Raw genomic sequence first — 21,440 nt, 5'->3', positions numbered from 1 at the left:
TTGGCTTATTTACTAAAACGATGCAATGTAAACGTCATTGCGGCTAATAAGAAAAAGGCTACAACTTGATGTAAAACGCCTAACCAAACCGGTACGTGATAAAGCAGGGTCAAGACACCTAAAAGAAATTGTACAAGCACAAGTAGAAGTAAGAGATTAACACCGCGTTGTTGTAAGAGTGTCAAGGTCATACGTCGCGTTTTCCACCAGATCAAGGCGATCATGGCAACGACCACATATGCGAGATTTCTGTGAATAAATTGCACACCACTTTTACCTTCTACAAAGTTTTTCCAAACGGGGGAATATTCTATGGTCACACTATCATGCATAAACTGACCTTCGCTCATCATGGGCCAGGTGTTGTGTACCCAGCCTGCGTCAAGACCAGCGACAAATGCTCCCCAAATAATTTGAACAATCAATACGATGAGTCCAAAACGGATCAGATTGCGAATATTTTTATTGATCTCTTTTTTCTTCGGAAACCAAAGGTCAAGCGCTACCCAAAGTGTAAAAGCAAAAGTTATAAAGGCCGTTGTAAGGTGCATAGCTAGCCGGAAATGACTTACATCGGGTTGATCTACTAAACCACTTTTAACCATATACCATCCTAAAAAACCTTGAAATCCGCCTAAAAAAAGTAACAGCAAACACTTTTTGATGGTTGCTTTAGTTAGTTGTTTCTTCAGAAGAAAATAAAGAAAAGGAATAACGAAGACCAAGCCTATAAATCGCCCAATCACACGATGGATCCATTCCCAAAAGTAGATATCTTTGAATTCTTCTAATGAGAAACGGTTGTTGATCTTCTGATATTCAGGATATTGTTTGTACAATTCAAACGCTTCCTGCCACTCCACTTCATTCATAGGCGGAATGGTACCCGAAATTAGCTTGTAATTAGAAATAGAAAGTCCTGAATGTGTCAAGCGAGTAATTCCGCCAACCACTACCATAATGAAAATAAGTGCACAACCCGTAAGTAGCCAGTAAATGACCTTTTTATTGTCTTTCATTATAAGCCTTTTTAGTCAAAGTATACCATTCTACAGCCCCTTGGTCTTCCTCAGCAGGATAAGGCGCTGATTTATTAAAAGAGAAGCCCAACTTCTTTAAAACTGCCGAAGATGCCGAGTTTTCAGGTTCTACAATAGCAATGACTTCGTTAAGATTATGCACCTGAAATGCGTACTTTAAAATTGGGACACACGATTCTGTAGCTATCCCTTTGCCCCAATATTGAGGTAGAAAGCGATATCCCAGGTCTGTAGCGTCCATTTCGGGTAGGTATTTAATGCCACTAAACCCAATAACTTTGTTGTCTTGTTTGTGAACAACGGCAAATCGGCCGTAGCCATACTTTTTGTAGTCGCTAAACCATACATTTTGAATAATATTTTCAACTTCAGCCTTGGTGGTGCGCGTTACATCTCCCGTATATTTTTGTGTTTCCGGGTTGGAACTAAATTCAAGTACTCCATCTACGTCATCCATGGTGAATGGGCGAAGTATTAGCCGTTCTGTTTCTAAAATTAGATCTTTCATGATGCTGGTATTAGTCCAATTTCAGTTCCTTTTTTAAGCATGAAGATTTTTGCGGCTTCATATTCATTCGGAATTTCGCCTTCCAGAATTGCTTCCTTAATGGCATCTTTAATAATTCCGATCTCTCTTGAGGGTCTTAAATTAAAGGCTTTCATGATCTCTTCGCCACTAACGGGTGGTTGGAAATTACGAACATGGTCACGTTCTTCTACCTCCACGATCTTATCACGAACCAATTGAAAATTGGCGTGATATTTTCTGAATTTTTTTGGATTTTTTGTGGTGATGTCTGCTTCGCACAAAGTCATAAGATCTTCCACGTAATCACCAGCGTCAAAGACGAGTCGGCGCACAGCGCTATCGGTTACTTCCGAAGCTAAAACTATAGGTCTGGAACTCATCAGTACCATTTTTTGAACGAATTTCATTTTATCATTCAGCGGCATTTTTAGTCGTTTGAATAATTTAAAGACCATTTTCGAGCCTACAAATTCATGCGCATGAAATGTCCAACCCACTTTTTTATCAAAGCGTTTGGTTGGTGCTTTGCCAATATCATGTAATAATGCGGCCCATCGGAGCCAAAGATCATCCGTTCTCTGTGCTATGTTATCAACAACTTCCAAGGTGTGCCAGAAATTGTCTTTATGGCGTTGTCCTTCTTTTTCATCAATGCCTTCGAGCGCAACTAATTCAGGAAAAATATGCGGTAATAATTTAGTTTTATGGAGCAGTGCAAATCCTTTGGAAGGAACTTCTGCAAGTAAAATTTTATTTATCTCATCAACGATGCGTTCTTTGGAAATGATCTTGATCCTATCTGCGTTGCGCGTAATAGATTCAAGAGATTCAGAATCAATGATAAAATTTAATTGGGTCGCAAACCGAATAGCTCTCAGCATACGCAATGGGTCATCACTATAGGTTACATCAGGTTCTAATGGTGTTTTTATGATCTTTCTTTGAAGATCTTCCACACCTTGAAAAGGATCGAGTAAATCTCCAAAAGTGGCTTCGTTTAAACTTAATGCAAGGGCGTTAATGGTAAAATCTCGTCTATTTTGATCATCCTCAAGTGTTCCGTTTTCAACGGCAGGATTTCTGCTGTCCTCGTTATACGATTCCTTCCGAGCGCCAACAAATTCAATTTCAATGCCACCTGTTTTAAGCATTGCTGTTCCGTAGGTTTTAAAAATAGATACCTTGGGTTTTCCAGGCAATAAATTTGAAACTTCTTTTGCCAATTCGATCCCGCTGCCTACTGCAACAACATCAATATCTTTAGCATCGCCTCTTTTTAGAATAAAATCACGAACGAAACCACCTATAACATAACTTTCTAAACCTAAATTTGTAGCAGCTTGTGCTATTGTTCTGAAAATCGGATTGGTTAAAGCAGTTGTGTAATTGGTTGTTTTTGCCACGAATTCACGAGTATTTTTTGAAGCAATAGTGCGTCTTGCAAATTTACGACATAGAATAGGTCATCCAAAATATAGATCGCTATTTATTGCCTTTCCGAAGCAAAAAAAAGAAGATCTACTTTTCTTTGGAAACGATTTAGACGAATGTTATTTTCTGATGACCGTAACACTTCCATTATTCTTAAGTTTGATAATAGCCGAAGGTTTAGCCGATTTTTTAGAGCGATTTATATTTACTACGTAGTCAACGCCTGCAATGATCTCCGGACTTATCTCTTTAAATTCGGTAGGTGTTTTTGCTCCGCTAATATTTGCGGAAGTAGAAACAATAGGACGACGAAACTTTCGGATAAGTTTTTTGCAAAAATCATCTTGAACCACACGTATGGCTAACGAATTATCTTCAGCAATCAGATTTTCAGCGACACGTATAGGGTCGTCATAGATGATAGTGGTTGGTTTTTCGGCATATCTCAAGATGTCGTATGCTACTTCTGGAACGTCTTCCACAAACTGATTGAGCATTTTAAAGTCGTGAACCAAACAGATCATTGCTTTACTATCAGTGCGCTTTTTTAGGGCATAAATGCGCTCAATAGCATCGGGATGTGTAGAGTCGCAACCAATTCCCCAAACGGTATCTGTAGGGTAAAGTATGAGTCCGCCGCGTTTTAAAACTTCTAGCGCATTATTAATTTCGTCGTACATATTAAAAGTTTAGATAATTTGCCGTTTTTTCGTAGAAGGCGTGATTTAACTCACGACATTCTTCTAAAACGCCAGAATATGGGTTTGTTTTTTTTGCGTCTTTTAAGGCGTCGTCAAAGTTCGTAAAAACGGGTTTTTCTTTAAAATCGTAAAACTTTGATGAGTTTGGGATCACCGCAACACGTTTCCCCAATAACATGCTCCAATACATAGCGTGATAGCTATCTGTTAAAACAATATTACAACTACCAATAAAAGAAATAAGTTCTTCGAGATTCGTTGTGTTTGAAGTGCTTGGTATTCCATCAAATTGTTTTGTGATCTGTGCTTTTTTAACGGTGTCTTTATGAAATATGATGCCAATTTCTTCAGTTTCATTAAAGGTTTCGTCAAAGATTGGATGTAAGCAGCTTACACAAGGTACATATTCGCCTGGCATAGAAATATCTCGTGTTCCTGCGAGTCCAAATTTGGTAACATCCACATTGTATTTTGTTACTTTTCCGTAGGTTTTTGGTGATTTTTCGTTGTGACCAACGCCCCACAGGACAGTTTTTTTAGAAGTGGTTTTTGCAAGTGTTTCAAAAAGCTTCATTTGTAGCTTAAAACCGTTGCGGTTTAGGAGTCCGCCGCCACCAATGATCAGCGCATTGTTACTAATGGTCTCCGTAAAATTTTTGGTCACTTCTTTATCCTGACTCTTATTATCAAAAATATCGAGCTTTTTACCATGTAGAATATCAAAATAATGGTGCGGAGCGCAGTAAAAATCACCAATATTTTTGGTGTCTAAACGATGAATGTTAACTACATCATTATTATGTTGCTCACTGGATAAGATCGCCTTCACGGTTTCGCGTCGTGTCTTTTTTCGTTGTAAGGAACCCGCAAGTTTTTTAAATACCATGTTATTTTAATATAGATTTATACACTTCGTCATAGGCTTTCGCGGCATTGTTCCAACTAAAGCTTTGTGCTCGGGTAATCATTTTCTTTTGGAGCATTTCTGCATCTTTTGAAAAATGATGCATTCCATTTTCAAAAACATCGGCCATGTATTTTGGGTCAAATAGGTCCCAATAATAGGCTAAATCGCCGCCTACTTCGGGAAGTGATGTATTGTTTGAAGTAAAAACGGGTTTTCCGAAGCGCATAGCTTCAATTACTGGGAGTCCGAAGCCTTCCCGTAACGAAGGAAAAACAAAGGCATCACAATGTTGGAAATAATATTTTTTGGCATCGCCACTAACATTTCCGATCAAGAAAACGCGATCGTGAACGTTTAATTTTTTTGCTTCGGAAAGAATTTCTTCCGCAGTACTTGTACTGTTTTTTCCAGCAATAACCAATTGATGATCTTTTAGGTGAACCATCATACGCACAACCGAAATAAAGTTTTTTCTTCCTGTGATCTGACCGATAGAAAACAAATACGGTTTTGTTGGTTTAAACGGTGGTTGAAAACCTTGTGGAATTGAGATATCAGTCATCGGGTTTCCGTTGTAGATCACGTATTCCGGCACCTTCGGCACCTCAAAAAATTGATGTGTTGAGCTTTTTGCGTATTCCGAAATATACGCGATCGCTGTGCTTCGTTTTAATTTTTGTTGAAAACGCTGATGTACTTTCTCATGGAGGTAGTTCTGTGGATCTTTAATGTGGGTGATGTTGTGAACAGTCAATAAATACGGGATGTCGCTAAAAGGTTCAATTTTAATGTTTTGATTGAGTGAATGCCACAGATCGTATTTTTTTCGAATACGAAACAACGGATAACGTCGTAGCGAATAACTTTTTTTATAGTCAAATGCATCGCCGTATTCCTTTCGTAGCCATGCCGTATCCTTTCCGTGCAGGGTGATCTTATAATCTGGAGTTTCTATCCTTGAAAGCGCCTTTATTAGGTGGTAATTGAACTGTCCGAACCCAAAATTTAGGTTCTTAATATTATGAGATTCTAGAAAGACGTTTTGCATACCAAAAAGCTTGCTCAAAGATACCATAATTTTAGAAGTGCCTTATGGTTTGATCTTCAGAAGAATTAAAATAGTACTTTTGTCTCAAGATTAAAAATCTATGATGAACGTCCATTTTTCACCTCAATATCTTCCGAAGAAAAAAGAGATCCTTGCTGTATTGGAAAGCTTTCATCACACAGGAGAAAAAGTGGGCAAGGGAGATAGAAATGTCATTAAAAATTTTGATGTTAATGGTTTGGTTATTAACGTTAAGGCATTTAAAATTCCAAATATTCTTAATAAAGTGGTGTATCGGTTTTTCCGAAAATCGAAAGCCGAACGCTCGTTTAATAATGCAACTTATTTGCTGGAGCACGGTATAGGTACGCCGGCACCCATCGCTTTTTTAGAAGAAAAGATGGCTCTGAGTTTAGGAAAGAGTTTTTATATAAGTGAATTTATTGACGCAGATCTTACCTATAGAGAGTTAATTAGGCAGCCGGAATATCCTGAACGGGAACGAATTCTTAGAGAATTTACGGTTTTTACGCTAAAATTACACGAAAACGGAATTCTGTTTAAAGATCATTCGCCAGGAAACACCTTGATCAAAAAAATTGGGACTGAATATCACTTTTATTTGGTTGATCTTAATCGGATGGATTTTAAAGAACTCAGTTTTGAAGAGCGCATCATTAACTTTACGCGATTAACTTCCAGAGAAGATATGGTGGCGATCATGAGCGATGAGTATGCCAAACATACGTCGTGGAGTTATGACGAAATTTATAACTTAATGTGGGGTAAAACACAGCAATTTCAGAAGAAATTCTACCGAAAGAAGCATCTAAAAGAAAAGTATCTTAAGAAATAAGCTTAACTGCGATTACGGCGAAGTAACCATAATTTGGCATAACGCATAAAAACTGTATATCCCTGAATGTAGCCAATGGTAAGGCCTACAACGCCATCACGGAAACCTCCTTGAATTACATAATGCTTAAAGAATCCCCAGAACGGCTTAATAAAGAAGTGATACGGTGTTAATTTACCTGTTTTTTTATCGTAGTCTTTGGCTTGCCACCACGCATATCGATTCATCTTTTCAAGATATTTATCGAGCGTGATATACGTATCGTGATATAATTTATTTGTGAGTCGGCTAATGCTACCATCGGCGATGATCTCGGCGTGCACATGCTTGTCTTGATAACGAACGGCATCTCTTTTGAAAAGGCGAATAACCTTGTCGTTCTTCCAACCACTGTGTTTTACAGGTTCCCCCATAAAGTGGTTATTTCTGCCAATCCAGTAGGCAACGGTGTCGTCTTTTGGTGGGTTTTCAAGAATGCCAATGATCTCTTTCCGAAGGGCTGGTGTTACACGTTCGTCTGCATCAACGAGGATGATCCAATCGTGTTTTGCCTGTGGAATCGCCCAATTTTTTTGTGAAGCTGAATATTGATACTCCCTTCGAATGACCTTATCGGCCAATTTGGTAGCTTTCTCGTAGGTGCCGTCTGTACTATAGCTGTCTACAATTAAAATTTCATCGGCGAAGGATACCGAAGCAATTACTTCTTCAATATTGTGAATTTCATTCCCTGTAGGTATGATCGCCGTAATTTTGGCACGTTTCGCTTGGTAGATATCCTCGTCCTTTACGGGTTTGAGGGTAAACGGCTGACGGTCGGTTTCTAATATCATATGCCCCAAACGATTTCTTATTTTAAACTTACGTATCAAATTAATTGGCTTTAATTTTAACTCACTTTTATCTGCGTGTACGTAGTAGATGCAAGAATCTATAATACGTTGGCTCGATTTACCATCAAAATAGGGATGAAGTTCTAAAATAAATCGTTCAATATTTTTAAGAAGCGTTTTACTGGGTGTAAGTCCTTGATTAAAAGCGGCTTCTATTTTGCTTGCTTCGGAAACGTGAATTAAATAATTATGAGGAAATGTGTGATTAAAAGCGACCACAGGCTTCTTTTGAAGCAAAAATTCCTGAATTGCCGACGTAGTATCTGCAAAAAGCAGGTCTGATTCTCTAAAAAGAGGAATGAGATCTGTAGTGTCGTAAAAATGAAAATGTTCGTTTTCTAGTCGCTTCCATTTATCTATGATGTGCCTTGGAATTTTTGGGTGAAGCACCATTTTAAATTGAAACAAATTTGTTTCTGAAAGGCGCTTGATTTCTTGATAGACCTCTTCATTATATGCTAAACTCAATCGCTCGGTAAACGTGGAGGCGATCATGATCGTTGGAATCGTATGTGGTTGTCTCTCTGCCAACGGAAAGAGTGGATCTACCTTGCTCCAGCCCGTTTCAATTACTTTAAAATGACCGTGTTTTTTCTCCAACTCTTTAAATATAGAAGTGGTGCTTGGCCCTTGGGTGCAATAGAGATCAAAGAAACCTCTAATTCGAAATTCACTAAAGATATGACGTTTTGAAGGTCTTTTCTGAGCTAAAAACCCGTGAAAGACCTGAACTTTGAGCCCGGAGATAAAATCGGGGACCATATTGGTTGCCGTCAGCACAATGTGTGGCTTATAATCAACAACTTCTTTAATGGTGTGAAATACATTCTCTTTCGAAGCCAGCTTATCCATACCCTCATCCTCATCGGCAAACCACATCACATCATAGCCGCGCGAACGTATTTCTTCCTCCAGCGGATTCCCAATGGGGATGGAGTAACTATATGATATGTAAATAAGGAAACGGTATTGCATTACAAGGCGCGTAAAAAGTCTGTCAGTAACGGCGCGATAAAGGTAGGTTTAAATTTTAAATAGTACGATCTTGGATCTTTTTTAGCTAATAATCGATCCTCTTTGGTGTGTTGTATAAATTCATCCAAATGGACAGCCACATGCTTTGTATTTTCTGTTTCCCCAAACCAATTTCCTTTGTTTAGGTGTGGCGAGAAAATAATAAAGGTAGGAATGTTGAGTGCTTTCGCCATATTAACGGCGCCGCCTTCGTTTCCGAACATAGCATCGCAATGTTTGGTCAGTGCTAAAAACTCACGAAGACTATTTCCGAAGACCTCAAAATAGATCTGTTTTTGAGTGACTTCCGAAGTAGCATCATAGATCGCTTTGGCTTCTTTTTCTTGCTTCGGAATGTAATTAAACAACACCTGGGCTTTTGGCTGTAGCTTGATCATTTCATCTAAAAGCTGCGCCATATATTCAAACGGATAGGTCTTTGAAGGATCGCTGCCAAGTACGCTGATCATATAAAGTTTTTCTTCCGAAGAAATTCCAGCGGTTGTAAGAATGGCTTTCGCTTGATCTGTTTCCGCATTTGTAAGCGTGATCTTTGGCGCTGTGGGCTCAAAAGAAATACCTAAAGGCTCCAATAATCTCAGTCTGTTTTCTATGGCGAGACTTGCATGGTGCTTAGGTGTTTTAAGGCGTTTTATTTGGTGTGTATAAAAGAGGCCATTCGCTTGTTTTTTATAAGCGATACGTATCTTGGCACCGCTTGCTTTGGAAATTAGTTTGCTGCTTAATTTTCCGTAGACATCAATGACCACATCGTATTTTGCTTTTTTAATTTCCTTCAGAAAAGAAAAAAACCGCAATTTGTTTTGTTCCATTTCGGGAGTAAACAAAACTAATTTGTCAATATTACGATTGCCTTGCACTACAGCTTGTGTGTGCGAATTGATAAGATAGTGCAATTCGTCCTTCGGAAAATGGTTTTTGAGTACCTCAAATAAGACGCTGCTCGTGAGCACATCGCCGATCATCTTTTGCTGTATGATGAGAATTTTTTTCAGACTACTGTTGCGTTAAACCCTTATTAAACGGCCACATCATATTCGCGTAAGGCATCGTTAAGCGATGTCTTTTTATTGGTGCTTTCTTTACGGGTACCAATAATTAGCGCACAAGGTACCTGATAGTCGCCTGCAGGAAACGATTTGGTGTAACTACCTGGAATTACAACCGATCGTGCAGGAACAATTCCTTTGCGCTCTATAGGCGTATCGCCTGTTACATCGATTATCTTTGTAGAAGCTGTAAGCACTACATTGGCACCTAAAACGGCTTCTGTTTCAACGCGAACACCTTCGACCACGATACAACGTGAGCCAATAAATGCATTGTCTTCAATAATTACGGGAGCGGCCTGTAACGGTTCTAAAACACCACCAATACCTACGCCACCACTAAGGTGAACATTTTTTCCAATTTGCGCACAACTACCAACAGTTGCCCATGTGTCTACCATGGTGCCTTCATCAACATAGGCTCCAATATTCACATAACTTGGCATCATAATTACCCCTTTTGAAATATAAGCTCCATGTCGTGCAACGGCGTTCGGTACAACGCGAATACCACGTGCTTTGTAGTTTCTTTTTAGCGGAATTTTATCGTGATACTCAAAAATTCCCACTTCAAAGGTTTCCATTTTCTGAATAGGAAAATACAAAACCACTGCTTTTTTGACCCATTCATTCACTTGCCATCCATTTGACGTTGGCTGCGCACAGCGCAATTCGCCTTTGTCACAAAGATCAACGACTTCGCGAATCGCTGCGATTGTGGTTGTGTCGGTCAAAAGGGAGCGATCGTCCCATGCTTTTTCAATGATTTCTTGTAATTGGATCATGTTGTAGTGCGATTTTAATTTTTCAGAATACATCACAAAGATACGCTCCAAAAGGAAAAAGTGCCACTATTTAGTATACTATTCACGAATGCCGTATTTTTGCAGTTGAAATGGGACGCATTATAGCATTAGATTACGGAACAAAACGCACGGGAATTGCGGCAACCGACGAGCTTCAATTGATCGCTTCGGGATTAACTACAGTGGCTACAAAAGAGTTGCTAGAGTTTCTTAAGAAGTATCTTACAGACGAGTCTGTAGAACGTGTGCTTATTGGGGAACCAAAGCAAAAGGATGGCAACGCCAGTGATGTTGAGGTTCATATTCTGAAATTTATTGAGCAATTTGAAAAATTGTTTCCAACGATGCCTATTTCTCGTGTCGATGAACGTTATACCAGTAAGATGGCGTTTCAGACGATGATTGATAGCGGACTAAAACAAAAGCAGCGCAGAAATAAAGCCTTGCTCGACGAAATTAGCGCTACCATTATTTTGCAGGAATACCTGTACAATCAGTAGTTCATCGAGTATGGGCGATACATTAAAACCTTGAATCATTGATTCATTAAAAATTGAATAAAGTAGTATGATTTTACCAATAGTAGCATATGGCGATCCGGTTCTTCGGAAAGTAGGTGCTGAGATCACAAAAGACTATCCGAAATTGGATAGCATCATTGAAAATATGTTTGAAACCATGTACGGTGCAAGAGGCATCGGTTTGGCTGCGCCACAGATAGGATTGCCAATTCGTTTGTTTTTGGTAGATGCAACACCTTTTGAAGACGACGAAGAGTATTCCGAAGAAGAGCAAAAAATATTATCCGATTTTAAACGTGTTTTTATCAATGCTAAAATTTTGGAGGAAGAAGGAGACGAGTGGGTTTTTAATGAAGGTTGTTTGAGTATACCAGCTGTGAATGAGGACGTTTTCAGAAAACCAACCATTACGATGGAATATTATGATGAAAACTTTAAAAAACACACCGAAACCTTTGATGGCATTGTAGCTCGTATCATACAACATGAATACGACCATATTGAAGGAATTTTGTTTACCGATAAACTATCGCCGCTAAAAAAGCGTTTGCTTAAAGGTAAATTGGCAAATATATCTAAAGGAAATATTGATGTGGCATATCGTATGCGCTATCCAAATGCCAAAAAGAAACGTTAAGACGGTTGCATATATTAAATAAAGAAAACATATTTGCAGACCCAAAAAGAAATTTAGTTTATGAGTTTAGAGAAAATTTTATCTATTTCAGGGAAACCTGGCCTTTATCAATTGAAAACCCAAACAAGAACAGGCTTTCTTGCTGAATCTTTAGGGGATGGCAAACGTATTAGTGTGAGTGCTCGTAACAACGTAAGTTTGTTGAGTGAGATCGCTATTTATACCTTGACGGAAGAAGTGCCGTTGCGTGCAGTGTTTGAAAAAATTGCGGCAAAAGAAAACGGTGGCGAGGCGATCAGTCATAAAGCACCGAAGATCGAATTGGAAGAATATTTCTTTGAAGTATTACCAGACTATGATGAAGATCGTGTGTATCCAAGTGATATAAAAAAGGTAATGCAATGGTATAATTTGCTTCATAAGAGTGGGATTACCGACTTCTCTGAGCCTGAAGAAGATGCTAAAGGTGAAGATGCTTCTGTGAGCAAAGCAATTGAAGCTGCGAAAGTAACCGGAGCCAAGGCTGCACCTGCTAAAAAAGCGGCACCTAAAGCCTCATCATCTGCCAAAGGCGGCGCTAGCAAGAATACGGCTGCGCGGAAGAAGTAATTAGTGAGAGGTGAAAAGTGAGCAGTGAACAATGGTTCGTTGTTTCTAGAGATAAAAGATATAAAGAAGCCTGCCGTTTAAAAAAAACGGTGGGTTTTTTGTTTTAAAGTCTGACGTTTAACTACCAACTTTATGCTTCCCGCTGTCGCTAAAGCGGCGGAAGAGCATGCGTGCTTCTAGCATCACATTGTTAATACTATTCTTTCAATAGTTTCTGAACCACAACTCCTTCCTCCATAGCGATATGGATACTGTATAAACCAGAAGGTAGTTGACTCATAATGATCTGCTGAAAATTATCCGATACAGATATAACCTTCTTGCCAAGCACATTATATATTGTAATGTTTATAATGGGGTAGCGTGTAGAAGAAACATACAGCATGTCTTTAACAGGATTAGGAAACATATCTATACTTGCTTCAAGTACATCTTGGACACTCAAGGTGCAGTCTTTACTAAAAATAATACCGGGATCAACCTCCCACATATCATAAGGAGGTGTGCTGGCATTAGTTGCCGCGACAGGGTCGTCGACCTCAATACAGTTAAGGATTCCATTTTCATAGTCAAGCACTTTCAAGCTCTCTAGAAAAGTATTATTACCATTTTTGACGTTCAAACTAGTTAGAATACTATTTCCAGATACACCCACTCGATCTAGCAAAGGGTTGTTGCTTAGATCTAATTCGGTTAAAGTGTTAGAATAGTTAATGAAAATAAAATTGAGATTGGGGTTGTTGCTTAGGTCCAAGCTAGTAAACAAATTTTCTTGATTGCAAGTGCCAGGAAAACAATTCGTCGCGTCTAACTCTTCCAATAAAAGGTTGTTCGTAAGATCTAAACTAATTAGATTGTTAAACTTGCAATTTAAGACTTTCAGATTAATATTATTACTAAGATCAATATTTTCCACAAGATGCTCTGGAAACATTAATATCTCTAAAGCAATAAAGTCTTCAATTCCTGTTAAGTCGGTTATGGTTGGTCCTGCTAAATTGTCTAAATCAAGTAAAATTATATGATCAATATCATCGGTTAAAACCTGACCATCTAATGTACCTTCGGTATCAATACCTTGATCAATTAATTTGACCTCAAATTGAGGGTCGGGGATTGCCGTGTATTGGGCTAATAATACATTCGAGAAACAAAACCCAAGACATAAAACACATGTTTTTATTATAAGTTTCATAGCGTTAAGTTTAGGAGGGGGCGTATTAATATTATTAAATGGCATAAGGCTTTCGTTTAAAGATAGAGAATTATATATTGTTTACATAAATTAATAACTCTTTCTCTAACCGAAACCCAATTCTACTAGTTTTGTAGTTATGAATTCTAGAAAAGAACAACTCCAAGCATTTGACCGATTGCTAACCATCATGGATGAACTGCGGGAGCAATGCCCATGGGATAAAAAACAAACCATGGAAACGCTACGTCATCTCACCATTGAAGAAACCTACGAGCTAGGCGATGCCATCCTTGAAAAAGACCTAAACGAAGTGAAAGGTGAGTTGGGTGATTTACTACTTCACATCGTATTTTATGCCAAGATCGGTAGTGAAACAAAGGATTTCGATATTGCCGATGTTGCCAACCAGATCTGTGAAAAGTTGATTTCTCGTCATCCACATATTTATGGTGATGTAAAAGTTGCCAACGAAGAAGAAGTAAAACAAAACTGGGAAAAGCTAAAACTCAAAGAAGGAAAGAACAGCGTTTTAGAAGGTGTTCCTAAATCGTTACCTGCTTTGGTAAAAGCAAACCGGATTCAGGATAAAGTTGCTGGCGTCGGTTTTGACTGGGAAAAACCAGAACAGGTCTTTGAAAAACTTCAAGAAGAGCTAGGCGAATTGCAACACGAAGTGGAAGCGGAAAATCAAGAAAAAATGGAAGCCGAATTTGGCGATGTATTGTTCTCAATGATCAACTACGCGCGTTTTCTAAAAATTGATCCCGAAAATGCCTTAGAACGCACCAACAAAAAGTTTATCAAACGTTTTCAGTATTTAGAAGAAAAGGCAAGAGCAGGAGGAAAGGCACTCCGCGATATGACCCTAGCAGAGATGGATGTGTATTGGAATGAGGCAAAAAAGCTGTAGCTAGTATCTTTGATGGTTGGATTGTTGGTATTTAAGAAACTTTACCAGATCCCAGAAACCAAATTCCCTCTATTTCTCAAAAATAGTCAACCGCCCATCAATGGTCAGTTTTTTAAAACCAAAGTGTTGCTGAATCCATATCAGATTTTCTTCGGAATAAAAAATAACGTGCGTTAGGTCTCGTTGATAATGCCAATTATTTAGAGGTGTTTCTGGAACTAATTCGGTCATACAATACAATTTTCCGTCTTCATTTAAAAGATCGTAAAGGCGCTGAAATTCAAGGCTTGGATGGTGAAAATGCTCTATCACCTCACAACAAATAATAAAGTCGTATGTTTTGTTGAGCACCGCAGTATCTGGATAGAAAAAGGGATCATAAAGTTTAAGTTGGTATCCGTCATTTGCGAGTAATTTGGTTATAACAGGACCTGTGCCTGCGCCAAAATCGAGTCCGTTTGCTGTAGTTTTAAAATCTTTTTTCACTGCCTTGACAATAGGCATCACAAAATTTTGATAGCCTTGGTCTGTTACATCGTTGTTATGAGTTTCGTAGCGGGCTTTTTCTACTTCTAAAGTAGGCCAATGGGTGGAATGCTTAAAAAGTGATCCACATTGCGAGCATGTTAAAAACAAAACGCCAGCAATTTCTTGCTGACGTTTCGGGTTGATATTTTTACATAACGGACAAACCATTGTTTGCTATGCAAGCGATTTGATCTTTTGCAACTTTGCCTTCCAAACTTCCAATTGTTCCTTGTGTCTGTTAATGTTATTATGAACTTCTTTTACCATAGGATTGTCGTCTGGAACATGTTGAAAGAAACCAAGGTTGTTTTCCAACTGGTTAATTTCAGCTTTTGTTTCATCAATTTTCTTAGAAATAAAGAAGCGCTCGTTTTGTAGCTTACGATCATCTTCTTGCGAAACCATGGTACTTATCTTGTTTTCAAACATGATGAGCTCTTTTTCTTTTTTTCCAAGGTCTAGTTTTCCGAAGACAGCATCTAACTCTTTATTGAACTTCTGGTCAATATTCTTTTTATTATACGGAACCCGTCCTAGTTGTTTCCATTCAGAGATCTTGCCTTTGATTGTTTTAAGATCTTCCACATGATCACCAGAAAGTTCCATCGTTTTAAAGGCTTCTAGGAATTCAGACTTCGCCTCAAAATTAGCAACCTCTTCTTTGTTGGCTTCATTCTTTTCGGCGTGCAAGCGATCAAAATAATGATTACAGGCTGCTTTAAATTGCTTCCAGATCTTATCACTGTCTTTTCGGGGTACGTGGCCAATTTTTTTCCAATCACCTTGGATCTTCTTCATCAATGGCGTTGTAGCCTCAAAATCGTCACTGTCTTTATTCGCTTCCGCAGTGGCAATAAGTTCCCGCTTCTTTTCAAGATTAGTGAATTGTTCTTTCTTCTGATTTTTATAAAAGGCGTTTTTATTATGATTGAAATTACGTGTTGCTTCTTTAAAAGCGTTCCAAGTTTCTTTGTTTTTGTTACGTGGAACTTTCCCCGTTGCGAAATACAGATCACGAACTTCTTGTACCTTTTTAATGGCGTTTTGCCAGGACTGATGTGCCGATTTGGTTTGCGAAACGATCTCGTTGATCTGAGCAATAAGACTCATTTTAGTCTCATAATTAGTCTCGTAATGCTTTTCTTCTTCCTCTAAAAACGCTTGGCGCTTATCGTGAACGACTTTAGTTGCGGCGCTAAACTTGTCCCAAACCTCGTCTCTAAACTCTTTTGCAACAGGCCCAATTTCTTCTTTCCACATTTTGTGAAGCATTTGCAATTCTCGAAATGCACGATTGCTGTTTTCTTCTGTTGCAAGCTCTTCAGCACGCGAGATCAATTTGAGTTTTTGCTCTAAACTGTGTTTAAAATCTAGATCCCTAAACTCTCTGTTAAGATGTAAGAAGTCGTAAAAATTCTCAACGTGGTGATGGTAGGTATTCCAAACAGTGTTGTATTTATCTCTTGGGATCGCGCCCGCCTCAAACCAACGCGACTGTATGTCTTTAAAATGATTGTAGGTTGCATTGATGCTTTCTTCAGCATTCAGCAAGCCTTTAAGTTCTTCAATAAGTTCTAGTCGTTTTTCTAGATTAGATTGAAGATCTTTTTTTAGATTTCTATAATGTGTGTTGCGTTTTTCTTTGTAATCAAAATAAAGCGAACTAAACTCCTTTTTTAAAGGAGTAGAGTGGTGGAAGTCAATGATATTTCCTCCTTGAGCCAGAAATTCTTCCTTTTTAGCTGCAACCTCTTCCGCAAATTTAGCGTTGAATTCAGATTTGATCTCTTCAACGTCATTTTTAATTTCTTGAATAGGTTTACTTTTTAGCAGTGACGCTAACTCGGCGATCAATTGCTTTTTTGTAAGTGCGTGATAATCTTTTACCTCTTCCTCTTCTTCGGTTTCCTCCTCATCAGATGAGGCTACTTCCTCTTCATCATCGTCGGTTGCTTCTTCGTCATCGTCAGTTTTAGTGGCGACAGTATCGGCAACTTTCTCGGTTTTATTTTCTTCTGAAACCTGAGCAGGCGCAGCTTTTGCGGTCTCACTTTCTTGGGTGACAGCGACTTCGGTTTTGTTATCATCTGAATCGGCTTTCGCTTCGTCGATGGTTTTTGTCGTGTCTATTTTTTCTTCTGAAACTTGAACGGGCGCAGCTTTTTCGGCCTCACTTTCTTGGTTGACAGCGACTTCGGTTTTGTTTTCGTCTGAATCGGCTTTCGCTTCGTCGACATTTTTAGGAGTGTCAACTTGCTTTTCAGTTCCTTCTGAAACAGGGGGATTTGGATTTGTTTCAGGTGTTTCGTGCTCTTCTTTCTTGTTCTCGTCAGACATATCTTTCAATGTTTAGGTTCGTTATAGGTCATTGCTATAGAGAAATTCTGTAACATGTGTCAAGATACTAACAACTGTGCAAACAGCAATGGCTGAACGAATTTTTTGGAAATAAAAGAAACTACGATTTCCAGATCTTCCAGGCTTTTTTTGCCTGAAATTCTAACATTTTGATTCCGTTACTAATTTTTGCGCCTTGTAAAAAGCCTCTTTTTAGAAATTCGGTTTGTTTCGGATTGTAGATGAGATCAAACAAAACATGATCTTTTCCTATAAATTCATACGGGATATTTGGACAATCATAAATATCTGGAAATGTTCCCAATGGGGTACAATTAACAATAAGGGCGTGTTTTTGGATGATCTCTCTGTTGAGCTCTTTGTAAGTATAGGCGTTATCTTTTTTGGTGCGAGAAACATAAGACACTGAAAAACCCAACGTTTCTAAAACAAACGCAACCGCTTTTGAAGAACCGCCCGTTCCTAAGATCAAAGCTGTATTTTGTTCCAACGGAAGGAAAGGAGTAAGTGCCTTTGCAAATCCGTAGTGATCTGTATTATATCCATATAGGCGTCCGTTGTTTTTTATTTTAATGGTGTTTACTGCGCCGATAGCCTTTGCCTCTTTGTTTACAAAATCGAGCATTGGAAGTACAGATTCTTTATATGGAATGGTTACATTTAGACCTCTTAGGTCTTGATGCTTCTTCAAAATTTCCTCTAATTTTTCGATGCATTCTATATCAAAATTATGATAAGAATCTGACCTATTTTCACGTTCGAATTTTATGGTAAAAAACGTTTTTGAAAAGGAATAACTTATGTTGTTACCTATAAGTCCATATTTAGCCATGTTGGGGAGATCGTAATTTTTGGTACCAGTCAAGACTGAGTACGATGATTATACCAACAAACATAAACAAAATGGCTAACATGGTTTCGACAGAAAATTCCGATGGTAGATATCTGTTATAATCGGTGATGATCTCTCGTCCGTTCCCGTCGATCTTGATGTTTCCGGCAATATCGATTGCATATACTTTTTCTTTCCAAGGCCAAACAACGCCTAGGGATCCCGCAATAAAACCAATAATGACCGCATAGGTTGCCTTTTTGTATCGTTTTAATACGTATGCCAATAAATGTGACAGCGAAATTAATCCAACAAGTGATCCTAATGAGAAAACACTCAGTACTTTAAGCAACTGTATTCGTTCGGGATCATTTACAAAGGAAAAGTCCCAACTAAAAATATCGGTGAACGTATCAAAGAGCGCATTCACAGAATCTACCAAAAGCAACACGTAATTTCCGAAGAGAATTAAAATAAACGAGCCCGAAAGTCCGGGTAAAGTCATACCCGACACCCCTATGATTCCACAAAAGAAAACAAAAAGCAGGTTATCGTTCTCTTTAGCGGGTTCTAAAAAACTAATCGCTACTCCGGCAATAATTCCGCAGAGCAAATAGGCAATGTATTTTCTGTTCCAATCTCCAAAATCTTTAGCGATATAATAGATCGAGCCTACGATCATTCCGAAGAAAGCACTCCAAACATATAATTCATAATGGATGATCAAAAAGTCTAAAATTTTAGATACACTAAAATAACTGATGATCATTCCCAGAATAAGCAACGATAGAAATTGGCCGTTTATATACCGATAGAAACTTTTAAAACGACGATTGATAAGCAGGCCAAAAGCCTTGCGATTGATCTTTTGTAGCGAGTAAATAAATTCTTCATAAAATCCCGCCACAAAGGCAACAACGCCACCAGATACGCCTGGTACTTTGTTTGCCGCGCCCATCCCCAGTCCTTTTAGAATCAGCCATATTTTATCGCCAAAAGACCGTTTTACTTGCATTAACTCGGTTTTTTATGGTTTGCGATACGTTCTAATAGATAGATGCTTAAAAAACCAACAAGCATAAAAACTAATGCTAAAACAATTTTAGGATCTCCATCAAAATGGGTGGGTAGTATGCTTTTTTCGAGAAAGGGCACTTTAATGCCACTATGACTAATGCGGTATTCAAGAACTTCCTTCCACGGCCATATTTTGTTTAGCGCTCCTATCATAAAGCCCGTCAACACAGCCAGGACAAGGTTTTTATGGTTTTTAAACATCCAGTTTAAAATTCGGGAAAATAATTTGAGCCCAACAATAGCACCCATTGCGAAAACAAATAGCCGCGTAAAAGCGCTCCAGAACAATTCCCAGTTAAGGGAGGTGATTCCCTTTCCAAACTGAGTGAGTGTTCCAATTACACCTGTATAGGCTCCTAGAAGTAATAAAATAAATGAGCCTGAAATACCAGGAAGTATCATAGCGATAATAGCAATAAAACCAGCGAGGAATAGAAACCAGGTACTATCTGTTGATCCTAGCGGTTTGGCTAAAGTGATGGCGTAAGCAATTCCAATGGCAATGATCAATGCAATAATAATCTTTGTATTCCATTGAGTGATCTGTTTACCAACATATAGAATGCTTGCTATTACCAATCCGAAGAAAAACGACCAAACCATGATGGGGTGGTTCTCTAAGAGCCATGTGATGGCTTTGGCCAGAGATAGTATGCTGATAAACACACCAGTGAAAAGTGCTACTAAAAATGACAGATTATAGGCTTTCCAAGCGGTTTTTAGTCCGTCCTGTTTCCAGCGTTTTAAAATTCCAAAGTCTAGATTATGTATAGTTTCGATTAACTCTTCGTAGATCCCAGAGATAAAAGCAATGGTTCCTCCAGAAACGCCTGGAACAACATCGGCAGCCCCCATTGCAAGACCTTTAGCGGTTATTGTTAGGTATTGTAGAAAACTTCTTGAGGCCATAAAAGAAAAGAATTTACCTCAAAAATACACAAATTAATGCGACGGGTTTTTATGATTACTGATTATTTGAGAAACCGCTTTTTTTACCCAGATCTTCGGAAAAAGCTCTTCCAGAATAATTATAAACTCAGGGTCTAAATTCAAACCATTTTTTAAATGAAACTCAGCCTTTCTTGTTTCCGAAAGATTATAAAATAAACCTGCTAATCGATATTCGATCTCGGCATTTTCTGGATAGAATTCTATCGCTTGAAATAAATTTTTTACGGCGGCTTGGTTTTCACCTAATTTAATCAGAATATCACAGCGCATTAACCACGTTTCTAACTCGTAATTGCCAAGTTCAAGCGTTCTTCTAAAACCGTGTTCAGCTTCCTCATAAAGAGATAAACGCTTATTGATCTTTGCATAGCGTTTCCAATAAAGTACATTTTCGCTATCAATATTGATGGCTTTATCAATATAATACAGTGCTTTTTGGAAGTTCCGCTTCCGCATGTAATAATCGGTTATAGCGATCCAGCCTTTGTCTAAAAGACTGTCTTCTTCAACACATTTGGTAAAAAATTGAAGCGCCATTTCTTCATTTCCTAGCTTCTCATGACATTTCCCGATACGAAGAAGCGCAAAAGAGGTTGGGTCATCAATGCCTAATGTAATGGTATAACTTTCTATGGCTTCATTAAATTTTTTGAGCTTTTCAAGTACACGTCCTTTTTCAAGATAGGCGCCAATAAAACGGTCGTCACTAATGATCGCAAAATCAAATGCTGCCACTGCTTTATCGTATTCTTTTGCATCGCTGTACAACTTTCCAACCTGGTGCCAGGCAACTTCGCAATACGGATTCTTATTTAAGAAATCGTTTAAATATTCAATTGCCGCCACCTCTTGGTCTAGATATTCAAAACAGTAAATAATATTGTAAAGCGCCGAATAGTCTTCTTCATCTGCCTCAACGCATTTCATAAAATACAGTTTGGCATTTTCAAAATCTTCCAGAAAAAGATACTCCATTCCAATTAAAGAGAGCACATCGCTTTCGTCGGAAGTAATAGCTAAAGCTTGTTGTAAAAGGTCAATAGCGTCTTTATGACGATCTCTTCGCGATAGAATATTCGCCTTTTGAATATAAATTTCTTCGTTAGATTGCTCTAATTGATGTAGTCTTTCAAGAAGGTCATCTGCAACGTCCAGTTCATTTTCAAAAATATACATCTCAACCTGAAAAAGCTTTAGGCTTATTGATGAAGGATGTTGTTCAAGCCCCATTTTAGTTGCCTTTTTAGCCAAAGCGATCTTCCCATTCTCCAAATAATGATGAATGATCTCTTCAAATTCGTCGGCATCAAAGAAAAGAACGTTGTTGGTTTTCAACATCGATTCAAAACGGGTAAGTGAAAAATTGTTATGCTCGTTAGGGCTCAATTGCATACGCAGGGTTTAACTGTTTTCTTCTAATTTAAAGGTAACATTGTATAGGGCAATTCAATAAATATGCCGTTATTCTTGTTAACACGGTTATTAACAGTGGTTTTGAGGTGTATAATATTGTATTACAGCTGT

The 21,440-nt window shown here is 38.3% G+C and carries 21 protein-coding genes; 5 read left to right on the top strand and 16 right to left on the bottom strand.

The genetic code is table 11. From position 1 onward, the window contains the following. Positions 1 to 5 precede the first annotated feature (5 nt). The 6 genes from ACY2RU_RS09565 to ACY2RU_RS09540 all read right to left on the bottom strand — a co-directional run bounded on the left by ACY2RU_RS09565 (position 6) and on the right by ACY2RU_RS09540 (position 5,656). A complete protein-coding gene (locus ACY2RU_RS09565; RefSeq protein ID WP_490138286.1) occupies positions 6 to 1,022 on the bottom strand; it encodes a COX15/CtaA family protein in 1,017 nt (338 codons plus the stop codon). Continuing rightward, entirely contained in the window at positions 1,006 to 1,548 is a 543-nt protein-coding gene (locus ACY2RU_RS09560; RefSeq protein ID WP_490138218.1) for a GNAT family N-acetyltransferase, read from the bottom strand. Before ACY2RU_RS09560 ends, ACY2RU_RS09565 begins: the two co-directional genes overlap by 17 nt. Further along, entirely contained in the window at positions 1,545 to 2,972 is a 1,428-nt protein-coding gene (locus ACY2RU_RS09555; RefSeq protein WP_490138217.1) for a CCA tRNA nucleotidyltransferase, read from the bottom strand. The genes ACY2RU_RS09560 and ACY2RU_RS09555 overlap by 4 nt, the downstream gene beginning before the upstream one ends. Positions 2,973 to 3,119: 147 nt before the next feature. Further along, positions 3,120 to 3,680 (bottom strand): L-threonylcarbamoyladenylate synthase, encoded by a 561-nt coding sequence (locus ACY2RU_RS09550; protein ID WP_490138216.1) that lies wholly within the window; start codon positions 3,678 to 3,680, stop codon positions 3,120 to 3,122. Between the two features lies 1 nt (position 3,681). After that, positions 3,682 to 4,587: a polysaccharide pyruvyl transferase family protein gene (locus ACY2RU_RS09545; RefSeq protein WP_490138215.1), complete on the bottom strand. Its 906-nt coding sequence runs from the start codon at positions 4,585 to 4,587 to the stop codon at positions 3,682 to 3,684. 1 nt (position 4,588) lies between these two features. Continuing rightward, positions 4,589 to 5,656 (bottom strand): glycosyltransferase family 4 protein, encoded by a 1,068-nt coding sequence (locus ACY2RU_RS09540; RefSeq protein WP_490138214.1) that lies wholly within the window; start codon positions 5,654 to 5,656, stop codon positions 4,589 to 4,591. A gap of 100 nt (positions 5,657 to 5,756) precedes the next feature. Between ACY2RU_RS09540 and ACY2RU_RS09535 the strand changes: the two genes are divergently transcribed. Then, positions 5,757 to 6,512: a lipopolysaccharide kinase InaA family protein gene (locus tag ACY2RU_RS09535; protein WP_490138213.1), complete on the top strand. Its 756-nt coding sequence runs from the start codon at positions 5,757 to 5,759 to the stop codon at positions 6,510 to 6,512. A 2-nt stretch (positions 6,513 to 6,514) separates the two neighbouring features. On the opposite strand, the gene ACY2RU_RS09530 is transcribed toward ACY2RU_RS09535, so the two are convergent. From ACY2RU_RS09530 to ACY2RU_RS09520, 3 genes are read right to left on the bottom strand one after another with little or no spacing between them, the layout of a single operon-like run. Further along, positions 6,515 to 8,380, bottom strand: coding sequence for a glycosyltransferase (locus ACY2RU_RS09530; RefSeq protein WP_490138212.1), 1,866 nt, complete (start codon positions 8,378 to 8,380; stop codon positions 6,515 to 6,517). Then, positions 8,380 to 9,405 (bottom strand): glycosyltransferase family 9 protein, encoded by a 1,026-nt coding sequence (locus ACY2RU_RS09525; protein ID WP_490138211.1) that lies wholly within the window; start codon positions 9,403 to 9,405, stop codon positions 8,380 to 8,382. The genes ACY2RU_RS09530 and ACY2RU_RS09525 overlap by 1 nt, the downstream gene beginning before the upstream one ends. A gap of 53 nt (positions 9,406 to 9,458) precedes the next feature. Further along, on the bottom strand, positions 9,459 to 10,274 hold the full coding sequence (locus ACY2RU_RS09520; protein ID WP_490138210.1) for a 2,3,4,5-tetrahydropyridine-2,6-dicarboxylate N-succinyltransferase: 816 nt from the start codon (positions 10,272 to 10,274) through the stop codon (positions 9,459 to 9,461). 110 nt (positions 10,275 to 10,384) lie between these two features. On the opposite strand from ACY2RU_RS09520, the gene ruvX reads away from it, so the two are divergent. From ruvX to ACY2RU_RS09505, 3 genes are all read left to right on the top strand, one after another. Continuing rightward, on the top strand, positions 10,385 to 10,795 hold the full coding sequence (gene ruvX / locus ACY2RU_RS09515; RefSeq protein ID WP_490138209.1) for a Holliday junction resolvase RuvX: 411 nt from the start codon (positions 10,385 to 10,387) through the stop codon (positions 10,793 to 10,795). A 67-nt stretch (positions 10,796 to 10,862) separates the two neighbouring features. Beyond that, positions 10,863 to 11,453, top strand: coding sequence for a peptide deformylase (def, locus tag ACY2RU_RS09510; protein ID WP_490138208.1), 591 nt, complete (start codon positions 10,863 to 10,865; stop codon positions 11,451 to 11,453). Positions 11,454 to 11,513: 60 nt separating this feature from the next. Continuing rightward, positions 11,514 to 12,062 carry a DUF5606 family protein gene (locus ACY2RU_RS09505; RefSeq protein WP_490138207.1) on the top strand — a complete coding sequence of 183 codons (549 nt, stop codon included), beginning with the start codon at positions 11,514 to 11,516 and terminating at the stop codon, positions 12,060 to 12,062. A 196-nt stretch (positions 12,063 to 12,258) separates the two neighbouring features. On the opposite strand, the gene ACY2RU_RS09500 is transcribed toward ACY2RU_RS09505, so the two are convergent. Then, complete coding sequence (locus tag ACY2RU_RS09500; RefSeq protein ID WP_490138206.1) at positions 12,259 to 13,257, bottom strand: T9SS type A sorting domain-containing protein; 999 nt, start codon at positions 13,255 to 13,257, stop codon at positions 12,259 to 12,261. A 139-nt stretch (positions 13,258 to 13,396) separates the two neighbouring features. Between ACY2RU_RS09500 and mazG the strand changes: the two genes are divergently transcribed. Continuing rightward, positions 13,397 to 14,170 (top strand): nucleoside triphosphate pyrophosphohydrolase, encoded by a 774-nt coding sequence (gene mazG, locus ACY2RU_RS09495; protein WP_490138205.1) that lies wholly within the window; start codon positions 13,397 to 13,399, stop codon positions 14,168 to 14,170. Positions 14,171 to 14,239: 69 nt separating this feature from the next. Here the strand turns inward: mazG and ACY2RU_RS09490 are convergent, their stop codons facing one another. The 6 genes from ACY2RU_RS09490 to ACY2RU_RS09465 form a co-directional block, all read right to left on the bottom strand. Continuing rightward, positions 14,240 to 14,866 carry a class I SAM-dependent methyltransferase gene (locus tag ACY2RU_RS09490; protein ID WP_490138204.1) on the bottom strand — a complete coding sequence of 209 codons (627 nt, stop codon included), beginning with the start codon at positions 14,864 to 14,866 and terminating at the stop codon, positions 14,240 to 14,242. A gap of 6 nt (positions 14,867 to 14,872) precedes the next feature. After that, positions 14,873 to 17,035 carry a DUF349 domain-containing protein gene (locus ACY2RU_RS09485; RefSeq protein WP_490138203.1) on the bottom strand — a complete coding sequence of 721 codons (2,163 nt, stop codon included), beginning with the start codon at positions 17,033 to 17,035 and terminating at the stop codon, positions 14,873 to 14,875. Between the two features lie 121 nt (positions 17,036 to 17,156). After that, on the bottom strand, positions 17,157 to 17,888 hold the full coding sequence (locus tag ACY2RU_RS09480) for a shikimate dehydrogenase family protein (protein WP_490138202.1): 732 nt from the start codon (positions 17,886 to 17,888) through the stop codon (positions 17,157 to 17,159). Beyond that, positions 17,881 to 18,903 carry a DUF368 domain-containing protein gene (locus ACY2RU_RS09475; RefSeq protein ID WP_490138201.1) on the bottom strand — a complete coding sequence of 341 codons (1,023 nt, stop codon included), beginning with the start codon at positions 18,901 to 18,903 and terminating at the stop codon, positions 17,881 to 17,883. Before ACY2RU_RS09475 ends, ACY2RU_RS09480 begins: the two co-directional genes overlap by 8 nt. Beyond that, positions 18,903 to 19,874 carry a DUF368 domain-containing protein gene (locus ACY2RU_RS09470; RefSeq protein WP_490138200.1) on the bottom strand — a complete coding sequence of 324 codons (972 nt, stop codon included), beginning with the start codon at positions 19,872 to 19,874 and terminating at the stop codon, positions 18,903 to 18,905. The genes ACY2RU_RS09475 and ACY2RU_RS09470 overlap by 1 nt, the downstream gene beginning before the upstream one ends. A gap of 33 nt (positions 19,875 to 19,907) precedes the next feature. Further along, on the bottom strand, positions 19,908 to 21,308 hold the full coding sequence (locus ACY2RU_RS09465) for a tetratricopeptide repeat protein (protein ID WP_490138199.1): 1,401 nt from the start codon (positions 21,306 to 21,308) through the stop codon (positions 19,908 to 19,910). Between the last annotated feature and the right edge of the window lie 132 nt (positions 21,309 to 21,440).

Source organism: Ulvibacter sp. 2305UL32-6, assembly GCF_058148545.1.
Note: the sequence above shows the minus strand (reverse complement) of the source record. Positions and strands in the feature narration are given on the sequence as shown.